This window comes from Pseudomonas sp. BF-R-01 (assembly GCF_019946615.1).
Taxonomy (GTDB): Bacteria; Pseudomonadota; Gammaproteobacteria; order Pseudomonadales; family Pseudomonadaceae; genus Aquipseudomonas; species Aquipseudomonas migulae.
Map to the genome: position 1 here is coordinate 65,040 of NZ_JAGYFX010000008.1, position 24,995 is coordinate 90,034.

Below are 24,995 nucleotides of genomic sequence, written 5' to 3' on the forward strand. Positions count from 1 at the left end.
GCAGCCTTGCTCCTGAAGATTCAGTGCTTAACAGACCATGTTCCGTGCAGAATGTCGCTATTTAATTGGCCCATGAACCGAAGCTCGTGGCTGACGTCTAACGGCCACTATCGATCAGGAGTTACTCAATGAACGTTCGTCTGCTGGGTTTGGCCGTAGCTTTAGGTTTAGCACTTCCGGTGGCCGCTCAGGCGCAGATGCTGCAGCCGGGTTTGTGGGAATTGACCTCGAGCAACATGAAGGTCGATGACCAGAACATGCCGGATCTGCAACTGATCCTCGGTCAGATACAGAGCCAGATGACGCCTGAACAGCGTGCGCAGCTGGAGAAGCAGGGCATCACCATGGGCGGCAAGGGGATCCGGGCTTGCCTGACGCCGGAGCAAGTGAAGACCGACAACATTCCGCTGACGGATCCGCAATCGGGCTGCAAGCAGGAAATCACCGAGCGCACCGGTAACCAGTGGAAATTCCGCTTCAGTTGCCCGAAAGCGCAGGGTGCGGGTGTCGCCACATTCCTCAGTGATCGTGAGTTCACCACCAAGGTGAATGGCACGTTCAACGCTACCGGCATTCAGCAGAAGGGTAGCCTTGATACTCGCGCGGTGTGGTTGGGGCAGGATTGTGGAACAGTGAAGCCAAGGGCTTAAAAGCTTCGCGGGCAAGCCTCGCTCCTACGGGGACGGTGTGAATCCTGTAGGAGCGAGGCTTGCCCGCGAAGGCGTCATTTCAGACACCCGCAATCCCCGTTGATCTCAGCCAATCACACACCGCCTCAATGGCCATCCGGCCAAAATCCTCCCCGGTGCGACTGCGCACGCTGACAAACCCGCCTTCTTTTTCTTTCTCCCCGATCACCACCAGATACGGCACTTGCTGGCTGTGTTCGCGAATCTTGTGGCGGACCTTCTCGTTGCGCAGGTCCGCACGGGCGCGTACGCCGCTTCGGCGCAAGGCCTCGGTCACCCACTGTGCGTAATCCGTTTGGCGATCATCCATGCTCACGACCATCACGTGCGGCGGTGCCCGCCAGTCGTCCAGTTCCTCCTGGCAAGACCAGCACGTGCCATAGATCCGCTGTGGCGAAAGGCCGCTGATGTGATCGAGCGCGAATGCCTGCAACACTCTGGTTGCCGGCGCATGCGGGCCCATCGACACACATTCGAAGTCCCCGAGCAGGTAGGTCGCAAGTTTTTCCATGTACTTGGAACGCGGTGACGGCTCGCGTCGGCGGATCGAATGATTGGTCGCCGCCAGGGTCTTCATGCGCGTTTCGATGCCCGCAAGGTCGACCAGGTTTAACGGTCGTTCAAAGGCAAACTCATAATAGAACCCGTCACCCAGCGCCGATCCGGTCTGCAATTGCGCTTTTGGATAGAGCTGTTTCACGGCCATCGCCAGCATCAATGCGCAGGAGCGGCGCAATATCTCCAGGCCATCGGGCTCTTGGGGCGTGACGATGCTGACCCGGGCATCGGCTTCGATCAAGAACTGACAGTCCACCAATACGCCGTCCACCCGGCCGGCGACGGCTGCTTTGGCAAGCCCGGGACCAATGCTCGCGGCGAACTCGTACACCGACAACGGTTGGTCGTATTCACGCAATGAACCATCGCTCAGAGTGATGTGGATCATGTCGGTGCTCTCGAGTGCTGCACTAGCGTGTAAACCGTAGCGGTAAACCCTGGCAGCTGTCATTAAGACATTTGTCGTGCCACGCCATTTGCCCCGATACCAACGTAGTGCTCACGCTGTGGCGAAAGCGTCGTTGCGCGAAGGGCGTCCAGCCGCATTGAGACAGGATCGGCTGTTGGGAGACGGCAACGCCACCAGGTTCGGGTTTGATCAACACCAGGTCGGCCCAATACCCTTCGCGCAAATAGCCTCGGTCGGGAATCGCAAACAGATCGGCGACACGGTGACTGGTCTTGGCCACAAGGGTGGTGATCGGTAGAACGTCATCCGCCACCAACTCCAGCAGGGCGGGCAGGGCGTGTTGCACCAATGGCAAGCCGGACGGTGCCTGGCAGTAGGGACGTTGCTTTTCGTCCCAGGTGTGAGGCGCGTGATCGCTGCCGATGACGTCCAGTCGATCACTCATCAGGGCCCGGCGCAAGGTGTCTCGGTCGGCCTGAGTCTTGATCGCCGGGTTGCATTTGATCAAGTTGCCGAGCGTTGCGTAGTCGCGATCGTCGAAGAGCAGATGGTGCAGACAGACTTCGGCGGTAATGCGTTTTTGTGTCAGTGGCTTGTCTTCGAACAACGCCAGTTCGCGGGCGGTGGTCAGGTGCAACACGTGAAGCCGGGTGCCATGCCGCTTGGCCAGATCCACGGCCATCGAGGACGAACGGAAGCAGGCCTCGGCGTTGCGGATCAGCGGATGGGCTGCTGCGGGAATGTGCTCGCCGAACAGCTCTCGCAGGTTCACCGCATTGGCGTCGATGCTGGGCGTGTGTTCGCAGTGGGCCAACAGAATCGTCGGCACCTCGGCGAATAGCCGCTCCAGAACCACCGGATCGTCTACCAGCATGTTGCCCGTGGACGCGCCCATGAACACTTTTACGCCGGCCACTTCGCAAGGATTGAGCGCGGCGATGGTGTCGAGATTGTCGTTGCTCACGCCGAAGTGAAAACCGTAGTTGGCTACAGAATTGATTGCTGCGCGGCGCTTCTTGTCGGCCAATGCTGCCAGCGTCAGGGTCGCCGGATTCGTGTTGGGCATGTCCATGAAACTGGTGATGCCGCCGGCCACCGCAGCTCGCGATTCGGTGTAGAAACTGCCCTTGTCGGGCGAACCGGGATCGCGGAAGTGCACCTGATCATCGATCATTCCAGGCATCAACCACTGGCCGTCAGCATCGATTTCGACGGCAGCATTTTCCCCTTCGATGCTGCTCGCGATCTTGACGATGCGACCATGGCCGACCAACAGATCACCGTCAAACTCACGTCCTTCATTCACCAGCCGGGCATTGCGAATCAGCACGTTGTTCATGGTCAGAACTCGTTTTGCAGGGCTTTGTAGCCACGCACCAGATCGACGTTGGTGCGCGCCACGTCTTCGGAAAACTCCGAGGCGCTGACGCTCACCGGCGGGAATTGCGACAGGTCAGTCTTGGGCCCGATGCGGGTGGTGGAGGGCACGTAGAAGTCGGCAGGCAAGTCGCGACCGTCGACCACCGAGTTGTGCCGCACCACGCTGCCATCACCGACGGCGCAGTTGAACAGCACGCTGTTGAACCCGATGAACACCCGGTCGCCCACGGAGCACGGTCCATGAACGATGGAGCGGTGAGCGATCGAGCTGAACTCGCCGATCGTCACCGCCGCACCGGACTTGGAGTGGATCACCACGCCGTCCTGGATGTTCGAGTTGGCGCCAATGGTGATCGGCTCCATCTCGCCCGAGGCGTCGACTTCGTCCGCGCGAATCACCGCGTAGGGGCCGACGAAAACGTTCTCGCCGATCACCACTTTGCCGCAGATGATCGCGGTCTTATCGACGTAGGCGGACTCCGCAATCAGCGGCAAATCACCTGAGGGATTCTTGCGGATCATGGCTTGCTCAAAGCCTCGTACAAGGTGTTTAGGTTGTACTCGAACAACCCGGTGAAGGTGCTCGCCGGACCGGTGGCGGCGAGCGCATCGGAGTACAGCGTGCCGCCGATGTGTGCACCGCTTTCATCGGCAATCTGCTTGAGCAGGCGGGCGTCCTTGATGTTCTCCATGAACACCGCTTTGACCTTGGCCTGGCGAATCTGGGTGATCAGCGCAGCGACTTCGGCGGCGGAAGGTTCGCGCTCGGTGGACAGACCTTGTGGCGCCATGAAGTCGATGCCATAGGCCTGACCGAGATAACCGAATGCGTCGTGGGACGTCACGATCTTGCGGTTGCCCGGTGGCAGCGAACCGAGCTTGGCTTTGGCTTCGGCGAGCAGCGCGTAGATCTGTTTCAGGTAGGCCTGGCTGTTGCGTACATAGTCGGCTTTGTTCGCCGGGTCGGCGGCGATCAGCGCCTTGGTGATGTTGCTGATGTACAGCTCGGTGTTCGCCAGGTTGTGCCAGGCGTGAGGGTCGGGGACGGTCTCGCCATCTTCATCCAGCGAGCGTGGGATGACGCCGTGGCTCGCGCTGATGACCGGGGCTTTGGTCTCGCTGCTGGTCACCAAGCGGTCCAGCCACGGCTCGAAACCCAAGCCGTTTTTGATGATGAGTCTGGCCTTGAGCAATGCCTTGGCATCGTCCGGAGTTGGCTCATAGGTGTGAGCATCGGCGTCGGGGCCGACCATGTTGGTGATCTGGATGTGTTCGCCACCGACCTGATGGGTCATGTCGGCGAGGATGCTGAAGCTGGTGACCACCTGCAGTTTTTCCGCCGCAGACAACGACATCGACAGCATCAAACTGAACAGCACGAGTAAAGCGCGCATCGGGAAACACCTCATTGGGATGTGAGCAAGGGCGGGCGGCGCAGCAAGCCGTGCACCGGTCCGAACACCACGGACAGCAGGTACCCGCCGCCAGCCACCAGCACGATCGCCGGGCCGCTGGGCAGCGAGTAATAGAACGACAGCAACAAGCCGAGCCACACCGAGAGGCAGCCGAGCAGCCCGGCGATGGCCATCAACACGGGCAAGCGTCGACTCCAGAAACGCGACGCGGCGGCGGGCAACATCATCAGACCGACGACCATCAACGCACCAATGGCTTGAAATCCGATCACCAGATTCAGCACCACCAATGTCAGGAATACGCCGTGTGCCAGCGGACCAAGACGGCTGACGGTTTGCAGAAACAGTGGGTCGAGGGTGTCCAGCAACAACGGTTTGTAGATGAGCGCCATGGCGATAAGGCTGAGCCCTGAGACCCACAACATGCCGGTCAACGTCGGACCGTCGACCGCCAACGCCGAGCCAAAAAGCAGGTGCAGCAGGTCCAGGCGTTTGCCGGCGATGCCGAGGATCAGCACGCCGCTGGCGAGGGAGATTGGGTAAATTGCGGCGAGGCTCGCGTCTTCTCTCAGACCTGTGCGGCGGGTGATCCATGCAGCGAGCCCGGCCATGCTCAGGCCTGCACCGAGGCCGCCGAAGGTCAGTGCCGGAAGGCTCAGCCCGGCGAACCAGAAGCCGAGCGCGGCGCCGGGCAGAATGCCGTGAGCGACCGCGTCGCCGATCAGACTCATGCGTCGCAGAATCAGAAACACCCCGAGCGGTGCCGTGCTGCAGGCCAACACCAATCCACCGAGCAGTGCCCGGCGCATGAACACGAACTCGTGGAACGGTTGCCAAAGATGGGCAGCGGCGAGCATCAGGCCACCTGCGTCTGTGGTTGTTGGCGGATAAGCTCGGTGCTTGAGCCGAGGATGCAGCCGCTGCTTTTGATCAGCAGCGTTTGAGGAATGTGTTGGCGCACGGCGGCGAGGTCATGACACACGACCACCAGGGTTCGACCTTCGGCGTGCCAGGCGTGGATGTTTCTCCACAGCAGTGATTGACCGAGTTCGTCGAGGGCGGCGTGAGGTTCATCGAGCAACAGCAAGGGTGCTTCGGCGAGACTCAATCGGGCGAGCAGGGCGCGCTGCAATTCGCCGCCGGAGAGGGCCATCAATGGGCGCTGCTCCAGACCGGTCAGGCACCAGTTTTCCAGCACGGCTTTAAGGCGTTGGCTTCGGACTTCGGGGGAAAGCTTGCTGCCCCAGAAACCAGCGGCGACCAACTCTTGCAGACTGATCGGGAATTGCCGGTCGAGGTTCTGTTGCTGGGGGAGGAACGAGAGTGAGCCTTTGCGTGGAACATCCAGGATCACTTTGCCGGTCAGTGGTTTTTGCAGGCCGGCGATGACTTTCAGCAGGCTGCTTTTGCCTGAGCCGTTGGCGCCGATCACGGCGGTCAGGCTGCCTTGGTTCAGTTCGAAATCTACCGGCGGCGTGAGCGGTTGGCCCGGTGCACCCCAGCGCAACGCCTCGCAGCGAATCATGCGGCCTCCCAATTCCATCGGCTTTCGGCGACGGCGTCGTGGGCATGCAGGCTCTCGGCGTGGACGACTTTCAAGTGGAAGGCATTGATACCGGGGGAGCGCTTCAACGCCAGATTCAAACGGCGAGCGGCGTCTTCGCAGAACATCAGGTTTTGACCATTGGCCAGCGCGAAGGCTTGTTCGTCGGCACGCTTTACCGCGGTTTGCACGGCGGTGCCGAGTGCGGCTTCGGCGTCGTTGATCAGCGCAATCAGTGGCAGGTCATCAAGATAATCATCGAGACGCAGCCTCAGCTGCGCATTGCTGCGTTGGCTGTGAGGCGTGGCAACGATGCCTTTTGTGGTGCCGAGCCAAGCCAAAACATCGGCGTGTTGCAGTGGCTGGTTGGCAAAGTCGTCGACGAATTGCTGCTGAATCAACTGCCGCGCCAGTGCAGCTGAACACGGGCAAGTTGAGGAATAGGGGATGTCGATGTTTAGTTCCACGTGGAACATCGCGTTTTTCAAACGCGCATTGATGCTGACTGGATAGGATTTCCAACCGGACAATGGACTGATCAGCGCTGGCCGTTTGAGCAGTAAATCTGCGTGAATGTTCAGGTAAGCGCTGTGGGATAGACCTTCATGGGTATCAAGAAATCGCTGCAAGACACGCCGCAACAGGGCGGGTGTCAGGCGTTCCTGTTCGAGCATTTCCAGCGCCAGGTACAGCCGCGACATATGAATGCCGCGCGCTTCTCCATCATCGAGGCTCACGCCCGCATCGGCCTTCGCGCTCAATCGCTGGCCATCGAATAAAACTGGAAGAGCAATGCCGCACATGCCCACCCATTCAAGTGGCAGGGCTTGGCGTGAGGCCTGCGCGGCGATATCCGGCAGAGTCAGCGCATTCATGAGCAGGTCCATCGTGGAAGTCGGTTCGACATGTTATGTTATTACATTAAAATCGACTACGCCTTTTTCACGAGCGGCTTTCACCATGCACAGACGTCACTTGCTCAACTTGATCCTGGCCAGCGCGGCCTTCGCATTGCCCTTCGGTGTTGGCGCCACGCAAATTCGCAACGCGCGGCTCTGGCGCTCGGACGACAAGCTGCGCCTGGTGTTCGATCTGAGCGGGCCGGTGCAGTACAAAACCTTTTCACTGAGCGCGCCTGAGCGGCTGATCATTGACCTCAGTGGCGCCGACCTCAGTGGCGACTTCAGTCAGCTGGTACTTGGCAACACGGTGATTCGCTCGATCCGCTCCGGGCACTTTGGTCAGGGCGATACGCGGATCGTTCTCGACCTCAGCGGCCCGGTGCAGCTCAACAGCTTTTTGTTGCCGCCGCAGGACGGGCAGGGTCATCGGCTGGTGCTCGACCTGAAGACCGCGGCCCCCTTGCAAATAGCCGCCGCGCCCGTGGCAGCCATCGACAAGACTCACCCGAAACGGGACATCATCGTGGTGGTCGACCCCGGCCATGGCGGCAAAGACCCGGGCGCAGTCGGCGCCAAAGGCGAGCGTGAGAAAGACGTGGTGTTGTCCATCGCTCAGCTGTTGGCCAAACGGCTGAAAAGGGAGAAGGGCTTCGACGTGAAACTGGTGCGCAACGACGACTTCTTCGTCCCGCTGCGCAAGCGCGTGGAGATCGCCCGCAAACACAACGCCGATATGTTCATCTCGGTGCATGCCGATGCGGCGCCGCGTCTCACGGCTTCTGGCGCGTCGGTGTATTGCTTGTCTGAGGGCGGAGCGACGTCGGCCACGGCGCGCTTCATGGCGCAGCGAGAGAACGGCGCGGACCTGTTGGGCGCCACCAGCCTGCTCAATCTCAAGGACAAGGACCCGATGCTGGCCGGGGTGATTCTCGACATGTCGATGAACGCCACCCTCGCCGCGAGTTTGCAGTTGGGCAACACGGTGCTCGGCAGTCTGGCGGGCATCACCACGTTGCATCAGAAGCGCGTGGAGCAGGCAGGATTTGCCGTGCTGAAATCGCCGGACGTGCCGTCGATCCTGGTGGAAACCGGCTTCATTTCCAATGCTCGCGACAGTCAGCGGCTGGTCACGGCGCGGCATCAGCAGGCCGTGGCTGACGGATTGTTCGAAGGATTACAGCGCTACTTCCAGAAGAATCCGCCGGTCAACAGTTACATCGCCTGGCAGCAGGAACAGCAAAAAGCGCAGGCTTAGCAGCCGGTGATCCGGCTGCAAGTAAACCTGGCGCTGCTGCCACCGGAACTGGAAAACCGGTTGATGGTGGTCCAGCCAACCCGACGGTTGTAGCCCACCCAGGCTTCGCCGTCGGAAGCGATCCCTGTGAAGAATGTCAGTTGCCCGTAGCGACTGTTGGTTTGCGCCCAATAGCGCTTGCCCGCCCGTTCGAAGCCTCGCAAGTAGATCGTGCTGCCGACGGTGTTGACGCTGTAAGCGTTGCCGTCGGCATCCACGCAGGCCAGCAGGTTAGCGCTGCGGGTGCAGCTGGCCAGGCTCGGGATTTGCGCCCAGGCGTCTACGGCGAGCAGCAACGAAACGCTCATCAGCGTTAATTTCAAGGCAGTGCGCATGGGGTTTCTCTCGGGGCGAACGGGCTTCAGCATCCTGCCCTTTGTCACTGCCGGCAAGAGGGGAGTGGTTTAATTGCATTGTTATACTATAACATTGAATTAAGCCCGACACTGCGACCGGGCATCTCCTGTGAGGACTACCTGATGCCCAATCGTCTCCCCGTGACCGTTTTGTCGGGCTTTCTCGGCGCCGGCAAAAGCACGCTGCTCAACTACGTGCTGCGTAACCGCGACAACCTGCGAGTCGCCGTGATCGTCAACGACATGAGCGAAATCAACATCGATGGCAGCGAAGTTCAGCGTGATGTCACCCTGAACCGCGCCGAAGAAAAACTCGTGGAAATGAGCAACGGCTGCATCTGCTGCACCTTGCGCGAAGACCTGCTCGAAGAAGTCAGCCAACTCGCCAGGGACGGCCGCTTCGATTACTTACTGATCGAATCCACCGGCATTTCCGAACCCCTTCCCGTGGCGGAAACCTTCACTTTCCGCGACGAAGAAGGGCAAAGCCTGGCCGACATTGCACGTCTCGACACCATGGTCACTGTGGTCGATGGCATGAACTTTCTGCTCGATTATCAGGCCGCCGAAAGCCTCGCCTCGCGTGGCGAAACCCTGGGCGAAGAGGACGAGCGCTCGATCACCGACCTATTGATCGAGCAGATCGAATTCGCCGACGTGATCCTGATCAGCAAGATCGATTTGATCAGCAGCCGCGAGCGTCAGGAGCTGATCGCGATCCTTGAACGATTGAACTCGCAAGCCGAAATCATCCCGATGGTCATGGGCGAAATCCCGCTGAAAAAGATCCTCAACACCGGTCGTTTCGACTTTGAAAAAGCGGCGCAGGCGCCAGGCTGGTTGCAGGAGCTTCGCGGCGAGCACGTGCCGGAAACCGAGGAATACGGCATCGCTTCCACGGCGTATCGAGCACGCAGGCCGTTTCATCCACAGCGCTTTTTCAGCTTCATCGACCGTCCGTGGGTGAACGGCAAATTGCTGCGCTCGAAAGGTTTTTTCTGGCTGGCGAGCAAACCCATGGACGCGGGCAGTTGGTCTCAGGCGGGCGGTTTGATGCGCCATGGTTTTGCCGGACGCTGGTGGCGTTTCGTGCCGAAAACCCAATGGCCGCAGGACGATGAAAGCACCGCCGGGATCATGGAAAACTGGACCGCCGCCACTGGCGATTGCCGGCAGGAACTGGTGTTCATTGGCCAGAACATCGACTTCAACTTACTCACTGCGGAACTCGACGACTGCCTGCTGAGTGATGAAGAAATGGCGTCCGGCGTCGAGGGCTGGCGATTGTTGCCCGATCCGTTCGGCCCCTGGCATGAAGAGGACGCCGCGTGATGCTGGCGCCGACCTTGAAGTTACGACCGGTCATTTGCCAGGTTCAGGGTGAGACGCCGCAAGCCCTCGCGCGAATTCTGGACGACGGCGTGAACCTCGCCATTTGGCAGCGCCGACTCCCGGTGCACATCGCCGATTTCGGCCGTTTGTTGCTGTCCCTGAACGAGCCATTGGCTGAGTCGCTGGTTTTGGAAATGCCCGGTGACGACACCGAGCCCAATCTGCAGGGACTGGCCTCGGTCTTCAACGATCTTGAGGGCTACGAAGGCTTTATCACCGATGTTTCCTGGTTGGTCAGCGCATTCGCCTGTCTGTTGGGCGCCAAGCGTATCGGCGTGCGTCTACGGGTTCTGGACAAAGCCATGTGCCCGCGTTTTCACGTCGATCATGTGCCCGTGCGCTTGATCACCACGTACGCCGGAATCGGCAGCGAATGGCTGAAGGAAGGGGCGATGGATCGCCGCCAATTGAGCAAACCCGAAGCCGAACCCACGGATGATTCGCTGATCCAGCACATCGCCAGCGGTTACGTGGCTTTACTCAAGGGCGAGAAATGGCACGGCAACGAAGGCTTTGGCCTGATCCACCGCTCGCCGCAACCCGCGCCGGGCGAGCGCCGCTTGATCCTGACCCTCGACTGGTTGGGTTAGCGAATCAAGGCTTGAGCCAGTTGCCCTGGCTCTGGCCTTCGCAAAACGGCTTCAGATACGCCGCGTCGGTGGCCACGCCGTAATAGTGAATATCCTGTCGGTAAGGCATATTGGCGACTTGGGCATTGCTGCATACACCGAATGCACCGCCGGGGCATTGGTCGACGTATTGCACGTCGACTTTCTGGCCAGCAAGGCTGGGCTGGCAGAACCCGTCGGCGAAGAGCTTTTCCGGGATGTTGCGGTTCTGCTGGCAGACTTTCACGTCGAGTCGCTCAGCCGTGCTATGTACTACGCAAGCCTGAGCCAGCGCCTCGCCGCAAACCAGCGCCAGAAGCAACGTCCAGCCAATCAACCGCATCCTTTACCTCCTCAGAAAACACCGACCATGTTGCAGAACATTCCAACGCACGTCATTGCCGGCCCCTTGGGCGCAGGCAAGACCAGTTTGATCAAGCATCTGTTGGCGCAGCGGCCGGCGAACGAGCGCTGGGCGGTGTTGATCAACGAGTTCGGCCAGATCGGCCTAGACGCTGCGTTGCTGACCCGGGACGCCGATGGTATCGCACTGGGCGAAGTGGCCGGGGGCTGTTTGTGTTGCGTCAATGGTGCGCCGTTTCAGATTGGCCTCGGACGTTTGCTGCGCAAGGCGCGGCCGGATCGGTTGTTTATCGAGCCGTCCGGGCTGGGCCATCCGGCGCAGTTGCTCAGGCAACTGCAAGAGGCGCCGTGGTTGGGTGTGCTGGCCGTCCAGCCCAGCGTGCTGGTGCTGGATGCCCAAGCGCTGGCAGCCGGCAAACCGCTGCCTGTGACGCAGCAGGAGGCGTTGGGCAGCGCCGGGTTGTTGCTGCTGAACAAGTCGGAAAACCTCGACACAGGCGATCGGCAGCGAATCGTTGCGCAGTTGCCGGCGCGTCGCGTGTACTGGACACAGCAGGCCCGGTTGCCATTGAGCGAGTTGCCCGGCCTGGAGGCGAAGGCTGTGGCGGGTGTGGATAACTTCATCCAACCCAAAGGAATGGCGCAGATGCCGACCGTCTGGACCGATCCCGAGGTGCCGATTTGCTTGAGTCAGGAGCAGGAGGGGGGCTGGAGCATTGGCTGGCGCTGGCATCCGAGCCAGACATTCGATTCCGCGCGCGTTGGCCGATGGCTTGAAAGCCTTGCGTGGCGGCGGGCGAAGCTGGTTATCCACAGCAGCGACGGCTGGGTTTCAGCGAATGCCCTGGATAACTCGCCATTGGCGTGGCAGCCCAGTGAATGGCGCCGGGATTCGCGAATCGAGCTGATCTTCAGCGAGCCGCAACAGGTTGATTCATTGCAGAGCGCACTGGCCGACTGTCGGTTGAATTAAGGACGCCATTTTGTGTGTTCTTGCCGCCACTGACTAAGCTCAATCACTTCAGCGCGAGGCTTCGCCACGTCGACCACCGGAGGCGTGTCGTCGAACGGCATCGGGTAGGGCGCCAGTTCGATCTGCGCGCTGTGGGCGCCGAACTGGGTGATGGTGCCGTTGTGGCGGGTTTCACCAGTCACCGTGAACTCGAAGTTATACACGCGGGCCAGGCGTCGCCGCCCGTTGGCATCCTTGATGAAGGCGATTTTTTTCAGCGCCACGTTGCCGTCCAGCAACTCGATGCCGAGCTTGACGCAGTGCAGCTTGACCCGTTCCAGCGCGCGCTCGCGCAAGCCGTGGTTGTGCCACAGCCACGCGCCGCCGGTGGCGAGCAGCATCAACACGAAGATATTTCCGAGGGTCAGCATCAACAGGTTGCTCCAACTAGATAGTGTCAGCTTAACTGCGTCGCCGGCCTGTCGTACAGGCTGCGTTTAGTCGCATACTGCGCGGCTTGAATTTCAATCGGTTTACGGAAAACTCACCGCATGAAACGTACGCCCCATCTGCTCGCCATTCAGTCCCACGTGGTGTTCGGCCACGCTGGCAACAGCGCCGCGGTTTTCCCGATGCAGCGGGTCGGGGTGAATGTCTGGCCGCTCAATACCGTGCAGTTCTCCAACCACACCCAATACGGGCAATGGGCGGGCGACGTGCTGGCACCGCAGCAGATTCCCGAATTGGTCGAGGGCATCGCAGCGATTGGCGAGCTGGGCAATTGTGATGCGGTGTTGTCCGGTTACCTCGGCAGTGCAGCCCAGGGCCGGGCGATCCTGACGGGCGTGGCGCGTATCAAGTCGATGAATCCCAAGGCACTGTATCTGTGCGACCCAGTGATGGGCCATCCAGAAAAGGGTTGCAGCGTACCGGCCGAAGTCAGCGATTTTCTGCTGGAGGAAGCGGCAGCCATGGCGGACTTCATGTGCCCGAACCAACTTGAGCTGGACAGCTTCTCGGGCCGCAAGCCGCAGTCGCTGTTCGATTGCCTGGCCATGGCGAAAGCGTTGCTGGCACGCGGTCCGCAGGCGGTGCTGGTCAAGCATCTGGCCTATCCCGGCAAACCGGAGGATGTGTTCGAGATGTTGCTGGTGACAAGCGAAGGCAGCTGGCACCTGCGACGTCCAATGCTGGCGTTTCCGCGTCAGCCGGTGGGCGTTGGCGACCTGACATCCGGCCTGTTTCTGGCGCGTGTACTGCTGGGCGACAGCCTGGTGGCGGCGTTCGAATTTGCTGCGTCGGCGGTGCATGAAGTGCTGCTGGAGACCCAGGCGTGCGCCAGTTACGAGTTGGAGCTGGTGCGGGCGCAGGACCGGATTGCGCATCCGCGCGTGCGGTTTGAAGCCACCGCGATCAGCCTTTAAAAGCTTCGCGGGCAAGCCTCGCTCCTACAGTTTGTATGCGATCCCTGTAGGAGCGAGGCTTGCCCGCGAATGCGATTTAACGGCCAAATGTATCAGGCGTCGCCCTTGATCTCCTGATACCGCTTTTCCAGCTCCTGACGAATCTGTCGACGCTGCTGGGCCTGCATGTAGCGGCGTTTGTCTTCGCTGTTCTGCGGTTGCAGCGGCGGCACGGCGGCGGGTTTACGGTCGTCATCCACCGCAACCATTGTGAAGAAGCAGCTGTTGGTGTGGCGCACCGAGCGCTCGCGGATGTTTTCGGTCACCACCTTGATGCCGACCTCCATGGAGGTGTTGCCGGTGTAGTTGACCGACGCCAGGAAGGTCACCAGTTCGCCGACATGGATCGGCTCGCGAAAAATCACCTGATCCACCGACAGGGTCACCACGTAGCGGCCGGCATAGCGGCTGGCGCAGGCGTAGGCCACTTCGTCCAGGTACTTGAGCAAGGTGCCGCCGTGGACATTGCCAGAGAAGTTGGCCATGTCGGGAGTCATCAGTACCGTCATCGACAGCTGGGCGTTTCCGGGTTCCATAACGTTCTCACGGTTCAAGGCAGGTTTCGGAGGAGTGCACCTCTGCGGGTGCCTGTTCGGTTTTTTCAAACCACAGTTATCGGGACGCCGGGCGGGTGATCGCCGTCACGCCGGATCGATCTGTTTCCATATATTGCACCGCCTTTCTGACGGAAGTCGCGGTGTTAACCTCCGAAAGTCGACCTTAAGGAGCCCCACGCCATGCATGCCATCAGTTTTATTCAGGATCTGGCAGTGATCATGCTGGTCGCAGGCGTGGTGACCGTACTGTTTCACCGCCTCAAACAACCGGTCGTCCTCGGCTACATCGTCGCCGGGTTCATCATCGGCCCGCACACGCCACCCTTCGGCCTGATCCACGACGAAGAAACCATCAAGACCCTCGCCGAACTCGGGGTGATTTTCCTGATGTTCTGCCTGGGCCTGGAGTTCAGCCTGCGCAAACTGTTCAAGGTCGGCGCCACGGCGTTTATCGCGGCGTTCCTGGAAATCGTGCTGATGATCTGGATCGGCTACGAAATCGGCCGCTGGTTCGACTGGAACACCATGGACTCGCTGTTCCTTGGCGCGATCCTGGCCATCTCATCGACCACCATCATCGTCAAGGCACTCAATGACCTGAAGATGAAAAACGAGCGTTTCGCGCAGCTGATTTTCGGCGTATTGATCGTCGAGGACATCCTCGGCATCGGCATCATCGCCTTGCTGTCGAGCATCGCGGTCAGTGGCACGGTCAGTTCCGGCGAAGTGTTTTCCACGGTCGGCAAGCTCTCGCTGTTCATGATCGTCGCGCTGGTAATCGGGATTCTGCTGGTGCCGCGCCTGCTGGCCTACGTGGCCAAATTCGAAAGCAACGAGATGCTGCTGATCACCGTGCTGGGCCTGTGTTTCGGCTTCTGCCTGTTGGTGGTCAAGCTCGAATACAGCATGGTGCTCGGCGCGTTCCTGATTGGCGCGATCATGGCCGAGTCGCGGCAATTGCTGAAGATCGAGCGACTGATCGAGCCGGTTCGCGACCTGTTCAGTGCGATCTTTTTCGTCGCCATCGGGCTGATGCTCGACCCGATGATCCTGCTGCAATACGCCTGGCCAATCGCAGTCATTACCGTCGCGGTGGTACTCGGCAAGATGCTGTCCTGTGGCCTCGGAGCCTTTATCGCTGGCAATGACGGACGCACCTCACTGCGCGTGGGAATGGGGCTTTCGCAGATTGGCGAATTTTCTTTCATCATCGCGGCACTGGGGATGACCCTGCAGGTCACCAGCAACTTCCTGTACCCGGTCGCCGTGGCGGTGTCGGTGATCACTACGCTGCTGACGCCGTATCTGATCCGCGCGGCTGATCCGCTGTCGTTCAAACTGGCTGGCGTGATGCCGCAGCGGTTGGGCCGCGTATTGGGGATGTATGGCGAATGGCTGCGCAGCATCCAGCCTCAAGGCGAGGGTGCGCTACTGGCGTCGATGATCCGGAGGATTCTGTTGCAGGTGGGGGTCAATCTGGCGCTGGTGATTGCGATTTTCTTCTCGGGCGCTTTTTTTGCCGAGCGAATGTCTCCCTATTTGCAGGACTGGATCAGCGACCCGAGCTGGCAGAAGGCGTTGATCTGGGGAGGGGCATTGCTGTTGTCGCTGCCGTTCCTGATCGCCGCCTATCGCAAGCTCAAGGCGCTGTCGATGTTGTTGGCGGAGATGGGCGTGAAACCGGAGATGGCCGGCCGTCACACGCAGCGAGTGCGTCGGGTGATCGCCGAGGTGATCCCGATCCTTTCGCTGTTGGTGATCTTCCTGCTGTTGGCAGCCTTGTCGGCCAGTATTCTGCCGACCAACAAGTTGCTGGTGCTGATTGTCGTGGTCGCGGCCGCCGTGGCGGCGCTGCTCTGGCGCTGGTTCATCCGCGTGCACACGCGGATGCAGGTGGCCTTGCTGGAAACCCTGGACAATCACAAGGAATCTTCGGGGCATTGACCACGCGGCGCGTCAGACGGCTCAGCTTTCCAGCCAGACGTCTCGCGCCCAGTGCCACACCGATTCCCAGGTTTCTTCGGCGATCAGCTCTTCTTCGGCTTGCCACAGCACTACAGTGCCGTCTTCTTCGACGCAGTAGTAGTCGTCACCGTCCTGGCAGATCGGGATCAGGCTGCGATCGACACCGGCGTCCCAGGCGTTGGCAGCAACGTCCGGCAGGTAGGTGTGGGATTGCGGGTCGGTGACGGTCACCGGCTCCAGGCTGCCGTAGACCACGTCGCTGACGGTCAGCAAAAATTCTCTGAAAACAAATGGGATGTCGATGAACAGTTGTTCTTCGATTTCGACCAGCAGATCTTCGTCGGGCAGCTCCAAGGGGACCGGTACCGGTTCGTTGGCTTCACGCAGTTGTTCGATGATTTCTTCCACGTCCGGGATCCTCTTGCTTGTATGGCGCGGTTTAGTTGGGGCGGTTTATACAGTAGCTCGCTATAGATGCAACCGTGAAATAGAAAACCCCGGCCGAGGCCGGGGTTTTTGTTGCGACACATTTAACGCAGGTCGGTTCAGCCGTTCTGGCGGATACCGGCAACCAGCCAAGGCTGGTTTTCACCCTGTGGACGTTCCATGTTCCAGCTTTCGCTGAACACTTCGCCCTGGTCGAAACGCGAGGTTTTCGACACGCCGCTGAAGGTCAGGGTGGCGATGGTCTTGTCGGTGCGATCATCGACGCCATCCAGTTGAACATTGAGGTTATCAATGTAGGTGGACTGGAAACCCTCACCCAGATCGGCACGTTCGCGCTTGAGGAACTCAAGCAGCTGCGGGGTCACGAACTCGGCGATCTTGTCCATTTCGTTGGCGTCCCAGTGTTGCTGCAGGGACTGGAAGTGGTTGCGGGCCGCTTCAATGAAGTTCTTTTCATTGAACCAGGCTGGCGCGTTGATGACCGGACGGGCGGCAGCCGGAGCGGCCGAACCACCGAAGATCGAACCCATGGCGCTTGGTTTCTGCTCGAACACTTCACGCTGCATCGGGGCGCCAGCCGGAGCCAGGTGCTCCTGTTGCTTGCGACGACGAGCGGCGATGAAACGGAAGACCAGGAAGGCAATGACGGCCATGATCAGGATGTCGAAGATCTGCATGCCTTCGAAGCCGCCGCCCATGAACATGGAAGCCAGTAGGCCACCGGCCGCGATACCGGCCAGAGGGCCGAGCCAGCGCGAAGCACCGCCGGCCTTGGCGGCAGCGCCAGCGGCACCGGCCGCGCCCGCAGTGGCAGCAGCGCCACCTGCAGCAGAAGAAGGAGCCATTTGGCTGGTCTGGTGAGTCGGCGCAGCGCCGGAGCTCTTGCCGCCACCAAAGCGCTTGGCGTTGGCGTCGAGGCTCATCGTCAGGCCGATGCACAACGCCATGGCGATGCTAAGAAAACGTTTCATAAAGGGAATTCCCATTTGTGGATGGCACGCGCGCCATGTTGCACAGCTGAAGTGTTACTGGCTAGCGGCAGAGTGTTTCGGGCTTTTGCCTGACAGGTCGTGTTCAGCTTCAGTCAGGGCAATAAGGCCTGTTAACTTTGGTCCGTAGGACGAGTGGATAGGTTCTGTAGGAAGGGGCCTAGCGTCGTAGCGCAAGCATGACCACACCGGCCGTGATCAGGCCGATTCCGCCCCATTGGCGCAGGTCGAGTTTTTCACCCAGCAAGATCACGCCGAGCACCGCCACCAGCACCACACTGAGTTTGTCCACCGGAGCGACCAGCGAGGCCGGCCCCAGTTTCAATGCGCGGAAGTAGCAGATCCACGAGGCGCCGGTGGCCAGTCCCGACAGCAGCAGGAACAAGTAGCTCCTGGCCGAGATCGATCCTAATGACTGATATTGGCCCGTGGCGTACAAAATCAAGGCCAGGCTGACCAACACCACCACGGTGCGCAGCAACGTGGCGAAGTCGGAGTTGACGTTTTCGATGCCGATTTTGGCAAAAATCGCGGTCATGGCGGCAAAAGCTGCCGACATCAGGGCCCAGAATGTCCAGGAAGAAAAGAAGCCTGAGCCCATGATTTCGCCTTTATAAGATCAACCTGCCCAAGTGGATTAACCACAACCCCCTGTGGGAGCGAGCCTGCTCGCGATAGCCGCACCACGGTTTTCCGGATAAACCGCGGCGCCTTCATTCGCGAGCAGGCTCGTTCCTACAGAAAAGCCGATAGCCCTTAGACCGCTTCCAGTTTGGCGTAGCCCAACATCAGCCACTTGCTGCCTTCGCTGAAGTTCACCTGCACCCGGGCCTGCGCGCCGGCACCTTCGAAGTTCAGGATCACGCCGTCGCCAAACACCGAATGCCGTACGGTCTGACCGAGGCTGAACCCGGTGTCCGGGATCTCGCTGCCGCCAAACAGGCTGCTGGAGCTCTGCTGCTGGCCGCCGCCAAACGGGCGGCTGACACTGTTGGACAGGCGCACTTCCTGAATCAGGCCTTTCGGCACTTCACGTACGAAACGCGAGACCTTGTTGTAGGTTTCGCTGCCATACAGACGTCGGGTTTCAGCATAGGTCATCACCAGGTTCTGCATCGCCCGGGTAATGCCGACGTAGGCCAAACGACGTTCTTCCTCAAGACGACCCGGCTCTTCCAGGCTCATCTTGTGCGGGAACAGGCCTTCTTCCATGCCCACCAGGAACACGTAAGGGAATTCCAGGCCTTTGGCGCTGTGCAAAGTCATCAGCTGAATGCTGTCTTCGTGCTCGTCGGCCTGAGTATCGCCAGCCTCCAGCGACGCGTGACCGAGGAACGCCGCCAGTGGGGTCAGGTCTTCGTCTTCTTCAGCGTTTTCGAAGTTGCGTGCGGCGCTGACCAGTTCCTCAAGGTTTTCTACCCGAGCCTGGCCTTTTTCGCCTTTTTCCGCTTCGTGATAGGCAATCAGACCGGACTGCTCGATGACGGTCTGGGTCATCAGGTGCAGCGGCATTTCCATGCACTTGGCGGCGAGGTTCTCGATCAGCTCGATAAACGCGCCAAGCGCACCCGCTGCGCGACCGGTCAGGCCTTTATTGGCAACCAGCAGGCGCATGGCTTCCCACATCGACACATCACTGTGGCGCGCATGGTCGCGAATCGCTTCAACGGTTTTTTCGCCGATGCCGCGTGCCGGAACGTTGATCACCCGCTCCAGTGCTGCATCGTTGCCACGTCCTTCCAGCAAGCGCAGGTAAGCCATGGCGTTCTTGATTTCAGCCCGCTCGAAGAAGCGCTGACCGCCATAGATGCGGTACGGGATGCGCTCGCGCAGCAAGGCTTCTTCCAAAACGCGCGATTGGGCGTTGGAGCGGTACAAAATCGCGATATCGCTGCGAGCCAAGCCGGTTTTCAGCGCGCTTTCGATGGTTTCCACCACGTAGCGTGCTTCATCGTGTTCGTTGAACGCCGCGTACAGATTGATCGCTTCGCCTTCGCCGCCGTCGGTCCACAGCTCCTTGCCCATGCGCCCGGTGTTGTTGGCGATCAGGGCGTTGGCTGCCTTGAGGATGCCGGCGGTGGAGCGGTAGTTCTGCTCCAGACGAATGGTCTCGGCGTCCGGGAAATCGTCGGAGTACTGATAGATGTTCTCGATTTTCGCGCCGCGCCAGCCGTAGATCGACTGATCGTCGTCGCCCACCACCATCAGGCTGTCGCCACCCTTGGCCAACAGTCGCAGCCAGGCGTACTGCACGGCGTTGGTGTCCTGGAACTCGTCCACCAGGATGTGCCGGAAGCGCTTCTGATAGTGCGCCAGCAAACCCGGGTGATCGCGCCACAGGTCGAGGGCGCGCAGCAGCAATTCGGAGAAGTCGATCACACCAGCGCGCAGGCACGCGGCCTCGTAGGCCTCATAAATGCTGCGCATGGTGGCCAGGAACAGGTCGCCGCTGGCTTGAATGTGTTGCGGACGCAGACCTTCGTCTTTCTGCCCGTTGATGAACCACTGGGCCTGACGGGCCGGCCAGCGTTGCTCGTCCAGACCCAATTCGCGAATAACGCGTTTGACCAGGCGTTGCTGGTCGTCGCTGTCGAGAATCTGGAAGGTCTGGCTCAGGCCGGCTTCCTGCCAGTGCGCCCGCAGCAAGCGGTGCGCCAGGCCGTGGAAAGTGCCGACCCACATGCCGGCTGGGTTAATACCCATCAACTGCTCGATGCGATGACGCATCTCGGCAGCGGCCTTGTTGGTGAAGGTCACCGACAGGATTGAGTGGGGCGAGGCGTTTTCGACCTGGATCAACCAGGCGATACGGTGCACCAGCACTCGGGTTTTACCGGAACCAGCACCGGCCAGGACCAACTGACGACCCACGGAGGCAGCTACGGCCTGGCGTTGGGCATCGTTGAGGGAGTTCAGCAGAAGGGAGAGATCATCGCGCATCGGGGCATTCTAGGGGGCGGCGCCACACCGGGCAAACCCCGCTTTGCTTTAGCCGATGAAAGATACGCGAAGGACGACCGGTCGGTCACTGGCTGCAGGCGTTGGTGGGGCTCGCTTCCAGCGTTTTCAGGGGGTAAAAGGGCTCCGGACTTTTGCAGAAATTATGATCTGGAGCAGTTTGGTAAGGGCATTGGCTTGTGTATGCTCCGTCCACGTTTCGGGCTCATGCTCATCATTATAAGAACAAGAACATTGCCTATGACCCTCAGCTCCGACCTGTCGGGCCCCACTGTGGAGCCCCGGGTTATCCGCAAACAGTACGCCATGGAAATGGCGGTCGAGCGCACGCGCCTGCTTTATCAAGGCTCGCTGCTGCCGACGCTGTTCATGCTGATCAATGGCCTGGTGTGTGCGGGATTACTCTGGAGTCCGCAGCGCTACTTCCTGGTCAGCGTCTGGCTGGTGTGGCTGTTGTCGCTGGTGGCGCTGCGGGTGATTCAGGTCGCCGCTTTCGATTCGGCCATTCCCAATCGCCAGGCCCATCCGGTCTGGCGTCGCATGTTTTTGCTCGGTTCGGCCATGACCGGCCTGACCCTGGCCGGCGCCGGCATTGCCCTGGTGCCCGCCGACAATTTCATCCAGCAAGCCTGGGTGTTCGGCCTGATCGGCGCGGCAGCCCTCTCGGCCAGCGTCGCTTATGCCGTCAGCCTGCCAGCCTTCCTGTCCTTCACCTTGCCGTGCCTGTTACCGGCCATCGCCTACCTGTTCTGGGGCGGTGACGAGCAGGAGCAGGGCTGGGGCTGGTTCGGCCTGATTTTGCTGGGAGCGTTGAGCGTGGTCGCCTGGCAGGTCAATCGGCTGATTGATCGCGGGTTGTTGCGCCGCTTCCAGAATCAGGCATTGATCGAGCACTTGCAGCAGGCCCAGAGCCGTAGCGACCAGTTGAACCATGATCTTGCCAAAGAAATCGATCAGCGCCGTCGTGCCGAAGACGAGTTGCGAGAAATTCAGATTGGGCTGGAAAGCCGCGTCGCCCAGCGCAGCCTGGAGCTGGATGCTGCCAACCAGGCCCTGAGCAAAAGCGAGGCGCGCCTGGCGCTGGCGTTGAAGGCCAGTGAACTGGGGCTGTGGGACTGGAACCTGCAAACCGACGAAGTCCATCACACCCATATTCAGGAGTTGTTCGGCCTGGAGCCGGAATTCGTGACGGCCATGCTGCGTCACCTCAAGCCGCGCCTGCATCCCGAGGACTTGCCGTCGCTGAGGCGCGCACTGGTCGAGCACCTGAAGGGCCGCAGCGAGGACTATCAGATCGAATACCGCGTGCGCCATGGCGATGGTCATTGGGTCTGGATCGAGGACCGCGGTCGAGCGGTGGAGCGCAGTGACGGCGGTCGGGTGATCCGTATGGTCGGCACCCGCCGCGACATCAGTGCCAGCAAGATGCTGGAAGCCCAGCAGCAACTGGCGGCGACGGTGTTCGAGGCCGCCAGCGAAGGCATCATGATTTTCGATCCGAATTACGCACTTATCGCGGTAAACCAGGCGTTCAGCCGCTTAACGGGCTACGACATCGACGACATGCTCGGGCGCAACGTCGTGGAGCTGCCGTGTAGTCGCGATGCCCGTCGCCACTACGGGGCGATTCATCAGGCGCTGGAGCAACACGGCAGCTGGCAGGGCGAGCTGGTGGAAACGCGCAAGAACGGCGAGCTGTATCCGCAATGGCTGCAATTGAACGCCGTGCGCGATACGCGGGGAAATGTCAGCCATATCGTCGGCTTCTTCGCCGATCTCTCGGCGCGGCGCGAATCCGAAGAGCGCATGCGCTACCTGACGCACTACGATGAACTGACTGGCCTGGCCAACCGTTCGTTGTTCCGCGAAAGGTTGCGTGAAGCCCATCAGCGCGTGCGCCAGGGCGGGCGCAGTCTGGCGTTGTTGCACATCAATCTTGATCGCTTCAAGTTGCTCAACGACAGCCTTGGCCATGAAATCGCCGATCAGCTGTTGCAGAAAATGGCCCGGCGGCTGGTCAACGCACTGCCGGAAGCAGACACCATCGCCCGATTGTCCGGCGATGAGTTCGCCGTGCTGTTCGACGCTTACGGCAACCTTTCGAGCCTGGCGCGGGTGGCGACTCGCCTGTCGGCCAAGCTGCGTTTGCCGGTGACCGTCGAGGGGCATGAGCTGGTGGTCAGCGCGTCCATGGGCATCAGCATGTTGCCGGACAACGCACGGGAAATCTCCGCGCTGGTGAGTCAGTCGAACATGGCCATGCAACATGCCAAACACTTGGGCGGCAACAATTTCCAGTTCTACACCGACAGTCTGCAAGCCAGCACGCTTGAGCGCTTGCAGCTGGAAAACCAGCTGCGTAAAGCCATCGAAGAAAAACAACTGAAAGTGTTTTACCAACCCAAGCTTTGCCTCGCCACAGGCCGGCTGAATGCCGCCGAGGCATTGGTGCGCTGGGATCACCCGACCATGGGCCGCGTGCCGCCGTCGGACTTCATCGGCCTGGCCGAGGAAACCGGGCTGATCGGCCCGATCGGCGAGTTCGTGTTGCGACAGGCGTGCTGGCAGGCCTGCGAATGGCAGCGTCAGGGGCTGGAACCGATTCGGGTATCGGTCAATTTGTCGGTGCATCAATTGCGCCAGGGCAAGCTGGTCAGTCTGGTGCGTCAGGTATTGGAAGAAACCGGGCTGGCGCCGCACTACCTCGAACTGGAGCTTACCGAAAGCCAGTTGCTGGACAGCGTTGAGCACATCATCGCGACGTTCCAGCAGCTGCGTGATCTTGGGGTGAAGCTGGCCATCGACGATTTCGGCACCGGCTATTCGTCCCTGAGCTACCTCAAGCGCATTCCGGTGGATTACGTGAAGATTGATCAGGCATTCATTCGCGGCCTGGGGGAGGGGAGCGTGGATGCGGCGATCACCCGGGCGATCATTGCGATGGCCCACGGGTTGTCGTTGAAGGTGGTGGCTGAAGGCGTGGAGCGGTCGGAGCAGCTTGAGTTTTTGCAGGCTGAGCGCTGCGATGAAGTGCAGGGGTATTTGATCAGTCGCCCGATAGAAGCGGGTGGGTTGGCGGACCTTCTGCGAGCGCAATCCGCCTACTGAAGGTGTGTCGCACAATCACACCTTCCCGCCACTAAAATGACGGGAAGGTGTTTATAGACTTAGTTTGTAATCAGAACTTTATCGATGTGGTGAATTTTTTCACCTTTATAAAAGATGCTCACGCCGGAAACATTAGAGTCCCCCAGTGCTTTATATTCGACAACTTTGTCTGTTTCAACTTGCAGTGAAATTTCGTTGGAGTTTTCAAGAATCAACTCCAGTCGCAGATCAAAGGATTTATCCTGAAGATCGGTCATTACCAGCTTGGGGGTAATGCCTGTGTGTGCAACGGTTACGGTGCCGAAAGCGCGGAAAGAAGCTGCGCCAGGCATACGGTCAATTTGTGCGGTCCAGTCTTTGGTTTTAATGCTCATAGTGTGTAACTCCTTTAATTAAGTTTGATTGCTTCCTGCACGATCAAGGTAACTAGGTGAAGTTGTTTTTGGAAGAGGGTTGTTATTTGCATTTGTAAGTTTGAGTGTTTTGTTTTTTTGCTCTTATAGCAACTAAGGCCCTGCTACTTTGAGTGAGTCGATCAGGGAGGGTTGTTAGCCTAAGGGTGTGCTTCGGTTGCGTTGCCGCTCTGATAATGAGTGCTACATGAAGCGCGCACGCCTGAAAACGAGGGATTCGGTTGCGCATTGAGCAGGCAAAAAGCCGATTCTTGTAGTATAACTACAAGCTTGCTACATCCCCGGCGCCTGCCAATAACAAAGAGTCCAGCCCCTTGAATCTGCTGCAACACATCGCCCAGTCACGCCACCTGTTACGCAAGTCGGAGCTCAAGGTCGCCGACCACGTGCTGCTTGACCCGGCGGCGGTGATGCACAGCTCCATGGCCGACCTGGCCCACAGCGTGGGCATCAGCGAGCCGACCATCGTGCGGTTCTGCCGCGCCATCGGTTGTTCCGGGTTTCAGGATCTGAAACTGAAGCTGGCGCAAAGCCTGGCGGCTGGTGCGAGCTTCGGCCAGTTCGCGATCCATGAAGACGATTCGGTCGCCGATTACAGCCTGAAAATTTTCGACACCACACTGCACACCCTGATGGAGGTTCGCGAGAAGCTCGACCCGGTGGAGTTGCAGCGCGCGGTATCGCTGATGTCCCAGGCCCAGCGTGTCGAGTTTTATGGCTTTGGCGCGTCAGGCGCGGTGGCGGCGGATGCCCAGCACAAATTCTTCCGGTTGCTGCTGACGGCGGCCGCGTATTCCGACCCGCACATGCAGGCGATGTCGGCGGTCACCTTGAAGCCGACTGACGTGGCGATCTGCATTTCCCAGTCCGGGCGTTCCAAGGATCTGTTGATTACCGCGAATCTGGTGCGTGAAAGCGGTGCCTCGCTTATCACCTTGTGTCCGAGCCAGACACCGTTGGCCGAGCTGTCGACCGTCAACCTGGCCATCGACGTGCATGAAGACACCGAAATCTATACACCGCTGACCTCGCGCATCGCCCATTTGGTGGTGATCGACGTGTTGGCGATGGGCGTAGCCATGGCGCGCGGGCCGAGCCTGGTCAACCACCTCAAGAGCGTCAAGCGCAGCCTGCGCAGCTTGCGGTTGTCGCCCAAATCGGTGAAAGCCCTGGACGACTGATTCGTCTTGAGGGCGTCTTCGCGGGCAAGCCTCGCTCCTACAAACAATGCAAA

General features: G+C 59.9%; 25 protein-coding genes. 9 read left to right on the forward strand and 16 right to left on the reverse strand.

The features are described 5' to 3' along the window. Window positions 1-128: 128 nt before the first annotated feature. Entirely contained in the window at window positions 129-650 is a 522-nt protein-coding gene (locus tag KGB27_RS05685) for a DUF3617 domain-containing protein (protein ID WP_008041357.1), read from the forward strand. Window positions 651-729: 79 nt separating this feature from the next. Here KGB27_RS05685 and KGB27_RS05690 read toward each other — a convergent pair whose 3' ends face one another. The 7 genes from KGB27_RS05690 to folE2 are packed head-to-tail and all read right to left on the reverse strand — an operon-like array spanning window position 730 to window position 6,869. Then, window positions 730-1,635, reverse strand: a complete 906-nt coding sequence (locus KGB27_RS05690; protein ID WP_192228159.1) for a His/Gly/Thr/Pro-type tRNA ligase C-terminal domain-containing protein — start codon at window positions 1,633-1,635, stop codon at window positions 730-732. 22 nt (window positions 1,636-1,657) lie between these two features. After that, window positions 1,658-2,995, reverse strand: a complete 1,338-nt coding sequence (locus KGB27_RS05695) for a dihydroorotase (protein WP_223553514.1) — start codon at window positions 2,993-2,995, stop codon at window positions 1,658-1,660. A gap of 2 nt (window positions 2,996-2,997) precedes the next feature. After that, the gene (locus KGB27_RS05700; protein ID WP_223434130.1) at window positions 2,998-3,558 is read right to left on the reverse strand and encodes a DapH/DapD/GlmU-related protein; all 561 of its coding nucleotides are present in this window, start codon (window positions 3,556-3,558) and stop codon (window positions 2,998-3,000) included. Beyond that, window positions 3,555-4,430: a metal ABC transporter substrate-binding protein gene (locus KGB27_RS05705; protein WP_207284989.1), complete on the reverse strand. Its 876-nt coding sequence runs from the start codon at window positions 4,428-4,430 to the stop codon at window positions 3,555-3,557. Before KGB27_RS05705 ends, KGB27_RS05700 begins: the two co-directional genes overlap by 4 nt. An 11-nt stretch (window positions 4,431-4,441) precedes the next feature. Further along, the gene (locus KGB27_RS05710; protein ID WP_008041350.1) at window positions 4,442-5,308 is read right to left on the reverse strand and encodes a metal ABC transporter permease; all 867 of its coding nucleotides are present in this window, start codon (window positions 5,306-5,308) and stop codon (window positions 4,442-4,444) included. Further along, window positions 5,308-5,976 (reverse strand): metal ABC transporter ATP-binding protein, encoded by a 669-nt coding sequence (locus KGB27_RS05715; RefSeq protein ID WP_223553516.1) that lies wholly within the window; start codon window positions 5,974-5,976, stop codon window positions 5,308-5,310. The genes KGB27_RS05710 and KGB27_RS05715 overlap by 1 nt, the downstream gene beginning before the upstream one ends. Then, window positions 5,973-6,869: a GTP cyclohydrolase FolE2 gene (gene folE2 / locus KGB27_RS05720; protein ID WP_223553517.1), complete on the reverse strand. Its 897-nt coding sequence runs from the start codon at window positions 6,867-6,869 to the stop codon at window positions 5,973-5,975. The genes KGB27_RS05715 and folE2 overlap by 4 nt, the downstream gene beginning before the upstream one ends. A gap of 85 nt (window positions 6,870-6,954) precedes the next feature. Here folE2 and KGB27_RS05725 point away from each other — a divergent pair, with 85 nt between their 5' ends. Continuing rightward, entirely contained in the window at window positions 6,955-8,151 is a 1,197-nt protein-coding gene (locus KGB27_RS05725) for an N-acetylmuramoyl-L-alanine amidase (RefSeq protein WP_223553518.1), read from the forward strand. Here KGB27_RS05725 and KGB27_RS05730 read toward each other — a convergent pair. Further along, window positions 8,148-8,525 carry a glutamine synthetase gene (locus KGB27_RS05730; RefSeq protein ID WP_207284987.1) on the reverse strand — a complete coding sequence of 126 codons (378 nt, stop codon included), beginning with the start codon at window positions 8,523-8,525 and terminating at the stop codon, window positions 8,148-8,150. The genes KGB27_RS05725 and KGB27_RS05730 overlap by 4 nt on opposite strands. 144 nt (window positions 8,526-8,669) lie before the next feature. Between KGB27_RS05730 and zigA the strand changes: the two genes are divergently transcribed. Then, window positions 8,670-9,878: a zinc metallochaperone GTPase ZigA gene (gene zigA, locus KGB27_RS05735; RefSeq protein ID WP_223553519.1), complete on the forward strand. Its 1,209-nt coding sequence runs from the start codon at window positions 8,670-8,672 to the stop codon at window positions 9,876-9,878. Beyond that, entirely contained in the window at window positions 9,878-10,528 is a 651-nt protein-coding gene (locus KGB27_RS05740) for a DUF1826 domain-containing protein (protein WP_223553520.1), read from the forward strand. The genes zigA and KGB27_RS05740 overlap by 1 nt, the downstream gene beginning before the upstream one ends. A 4-nt stretch (window positions 10,529-10,532) precedes the next feature. Here KGB27_RS05740 and KGB27_RS05745 read toward each other — a convergent pair whose 3' ends face one another. Beyond that, a complete protein-coding gene (locus KGB27_RS05745; protein ID WP_223553522.1) occupies window positions 10,533-10,889 on the reverse strand; it encodes an NADH:ubiquinone oxidoreductase in 357 nt (118 codons plus the stop codon). A gap of 27 nt (window positions 10,890-10,916) precedes the next feature. On the opposite strand from KGB27_RS05745, the gene KGB27_RS05750 reads away from it, so the two are divergent. After that, window positions 10,917-11,882: a CobW family GTP-binding protein gene (locus tag KGB27_RS05750; RefSeq protein ID WP_223553524.1), complete on the forward strand. Its 966-nt coding sequence runs from the start codon at window positions 10,917-10,919 to the stop codon at window positions 11,880-11,882. Here the strand turns inward: KGB27_RS05750 and KGB27_RS05755 are convergent. Further along, a complete protein-coding gene (locus KGB27_RS05755; RefSeq protein WP_008027461.1) occupies window positions 11,879-12,292 on the reverse strand; it encodes a DUF3301 domain-containing protein in 414 nt (137 codons plus the stop codon). The genes KGB27_RS05750 and KGB27_RS05755 overlap by 4 nt on opposite strands. Before the next feature lie 120 nt (window positions 12,293-12,412). Here KGB27_RS05755 and pdxY point away from each other — a divergent pair, with 120 nt between their 5' ends. Beyond that, on the forward strand, window positions 12,413-13,285 hold the full coding sequence (pdxY, locus tag KGB27_RS05760) for a pyridoxal kinase PdxY (protein ID WP_008041336.1): 873 nt from the start codon (window positions 12,413-12,415) through the stop codon (window positions 13,283-13,285). Window positions 13,286-13,377: 92 nt separating this feature from the next. Here pdxY and KGB27_RS05765 read toward each other — a convergent pair whose 3' ends face one another. Beyond that, window positions 13,378-13,860, reverse strand: coding sequence for an acyl-CoA thioesterase (locus KGB27_RS05765; RefSeq protein ID WP_008027457.1), 483 nt, complete (start codon window positions 13,858-13,860; stop codon window positions 13,378-13,380). Between the two features lie 201 nt (window positions 13,861-14,061). Between KGB27_RS05765 and KGB27_RS05770 the strand changes: the two genes are divergently transcribed. Continuing rightward, complete coding sequence (locus KGB27_RS05770) at window positions 14,062-15,825, forward strand: cation:proton antiporter (RefSeq protein WP_223553526.1); 1,764 nt, start codon at window positions 14,062-14,064, stop codon at window positions 15,823-15,825. A 21-nt stretch (window positions 15,826-15,846) separates the two neighbouring features. Here KGB27_RS05770 and KGB27_RS05775 read toward each other — a convergent pair whose 3' ends face one another. From KGB27_RS05775 to uvrD, 4 genes are all read right to left on the reverse strand, one after another. Beyond that, window positions 15,847-16,254, reverse strand: a complete 408-nt coding sequence (locus tag KGB27_RS05775) for an SMI1/KNR4 family protein (protein WP_003187120.1) — start codon at window positions 16,252-16,254, stop codon at window positions 15,847-15,849. 137 nt (window positions 16,255-16,391) lie between these two features. After that, window positions 16,392-17,264, reverse strand: coding sequence for a Tim44 domain-containing protein (locus KGB27_RS05780; protein ID WP_223553528.1), 873 nt, complete (start codon window positions 17,262-17,264; stop codon window positions 16,392-16,394). 178 nt (window positions 17,265-17,442) lie between these two features. Then, on the reverse strand, window positions 17,443-17,883 hold the full coding sequence (locus KGB27_RS05785) for an EamA family transporter (protein ID WP_007934436.1): 441 nt from the start codon (window positions 17,881-17,883) through the stop codon (window positions 17,443-17,445). Window positions 17,884-18,038: 155 nt separating this feature from the next. Further along, complete coding sequence (gene uvrD, locus KGB27_RS05790; protein WP_223415547.1) at window positions 18,039-20,222, reverse strand: DNA helicase II; 2,184 nt, start codon at window positions 20,220-20,222, stop codon at window positions 18,039-18,041. A gap of 258 nt (window positions 20,223-20,480) precedes the next feature. On the opposite strand from uvrD, the gene KGB27_RS05795 reads away from it, so the two are divergent. Further along, a complete protein-coding gene (locus KGB27_RS05795) occupies window positions 20,481-23,348 on the forward strand; it encodes an EAL domain-containing protein (RefSeq protein WP_008038172.1) in 2,868 nt (955 codons plus the stop codon). A gap of 59 nt (window positions 23,349-23,407) precedes the next feature. On the opposite strand, the gene KGB27_RS05800 is transcribed toward KGB27_RS05795, so the two are convergent. After that, window positions 23,408-23,722 (reverse strand): hypothetical protein, encoded by a 315-nt coding sequence (locus KGB27_RS05800; protein WP_008038170.1) that lies wholly within the window; start codon window positions 23,720-23,722, stop codon window positions 23,408-23,410. Between the two features lie 353 nt (window positions 23,723-24,075). Between KGB27_RS05800 and hexR the strand changes: the two genes are divergently transcribed. After that, the gene (gene hexR, locus KGB27_RS05805) at window positions 24,076-24,942 is read left to right on the forward strand and encodes a transcriptional regulator HexR (protein WP_008027445.1); all 867 of its coding nucleotides are present in this window, start codon (window positions 24,076-24,078) and stop codon (window positions 24,940-24,942) included. The last annotated feature ends 53 nt before the right edge of the window (window positions 24,943-24,995 follow it).

Excerpts from the sequence above, each read along its gene's own strand:
- KGB27_RS05755 (WP_008027461.1), bottom strand. The coding sequence starts at position 12,292 with ATGCTGACCCTCGGAAATATCTTCGTGTTGATGCTGCTCGCCACCGGC.
- KGB27_RS05800 (WP_008038170.1), bottom strand. The coding sequence starts at position 23,722 with ATGAGCATTAAAACCAAAGACTGGACCGCACAAATTGACCGTATGCCT.
- KGB27_RS05765 (WP_008027457.1), bottom strand. The coding sequence starts at position 13,860 with ATGGAACCCGGAAACGCCCAGCTGTCGATGACGGTACTGATGACTCCC.
- KGB27_RS05710 (WP_008041350.1), bottom strand. The coding sequence starts at position 5,308 with ATGCTCGCCGCTGCCCATCTTTGGCAACCGTTCCACGAGTTCGTGTTC.
- folE2 (WP_223553517.1), bottom strand. The coding sequence starts at position 6,869 with ATGAATGCGCTGACTCTGCCGGATATCGCCGCGCAGGCCTCACGCCAA.
- KGB27_RS05795 (WP_008038172.1), top strand. The coding sequence starts at position 20,481 with ATGACCCTCAGCTCCGACCTGTCGGGCCCCACTGTGGAGCCCCGGGTT.
- KGB27_RS05725 (WP_223553518.1), top strand. The coding sequence starts at position 6,955 with ATGCACAGACGTCACTTGCTCAACTTGATCCTGGCCAGCGCGGCCTTC.
- KGB27_RS05715 (WP_223553516.1), bottom strand. The coding sequence starts at position 5,976 with ATGATTCGCTGCGAGGCGTTGCGCTGGGGTGCACCGGGCCAACCGCTC.
- uvrD (WP_223415547.1), bottom strand. The coding sequence starts at position 20,222 with ATGCGCGATGATCTCTCCCTTCTGCTGAACTCCCTCAACGATGCCCAA.
- KGB27_RS05730 (WP_207284987.1), bottom strand. The coding sequence starts at position 8,525 with ATGCGCACTGCCTTGAAATTAACGCTGATGAGCGTTTCGTTGCTGCTC.
- KGB27_RS05695 (WP_223553514.1), bottom strand. The coding sequence starts at position 2,995 with ATGAACAACGTGCTGATTCGCAATGCCCGGCTGGTGAATGAAGGACGT.
- KGB27_RS05705 (WP_207284989.1), bottom strand. The coding sequence starts at position 4,430 with ATGCGCGCTTTACTCGTGCTGTTCAGTTTGATGCTGTCGATGTCGTTG.
- KGB27_RS05780 (WP_223553528.1), bottom strand. The coding sequence starts at position 17,264 with ATGAAACGTTTTCTTAGCATCGCCATGGCGTTGTGCATCGGCCTGACG.
- KGB27_RS05740 (WP_223553520.1), top strand. The coding sequence starts at position 9,878 with ATGCTGGCGCCGACCTTGAAGTTACGACCGGTCATTTGCCAGGTTCAG.
- KGB27_RS05785 (WP_007934436.1), bottom strand. The coding sequence starts at position 17,883 with ATGGGCTCAGGCTTCTTTTCTTCCTGGACATTCTGGGCCCTGATGTCG.
- zigA (WP_223553519.1), top strand. The coding sequence starts at position 8,670 with ATGCCCAATCGTCTCCCCGTGACCGTTTTGTCGGGCTTTCTCGGCGCC.
- pdxY (WP_008041336.1), top strand. The coding sequence starts at position 12,413 with ATGAAACGTACGCCCCATCTGCTCGCCATTCAGTCCCACGTGGTGTTC.
- KGB27_RS05750 (WP_223553524.1), top strand. The coding sequence starts at position 10,917 with ATGTTGCAGAACATTCCAACGCACGTCATTGCCGGCCCCTTGGGCGCA.
- KGB27_RS05685 (WP_008041357.1), top strand. The coding sequence starts at position 129 with ATGAACGTTCGTCTGCTGGGTTTGGCCGTAGCTTTAGGTTTAGCACTT.
- KGB27_RS05770 (WP_223553526.1), top strand. The coding sequence starts at position 14,062 with ATGCATGCCATCAGTTTTATTCAGGATCTGGCAGTGATCATGCTGGTC.
- KGB27_RS05745 (WP_223553522.1), bottom strand. The coding sequence starts at position 10,889 with ATGCGGTTGATTGGCTGGACGTTGCTTCTGGCGCTGGTTTGCGGCGAG.
- KGB27_RS05690 (WP_192228159.1), bottom strand. The coding sequence starts at position 1,635 with ATGATCCACATCACTCTGAGCGATGGTTCATTGCGTGAATACGACCAA.
- KGB27_RS05700 (WP_223434130.1), bottom strand. The coding sequence starts at position 3,558 with ATGATCCGCAAGAATCCCTCAGGTGATTTGCCGCTGATTGCGGAGTCC.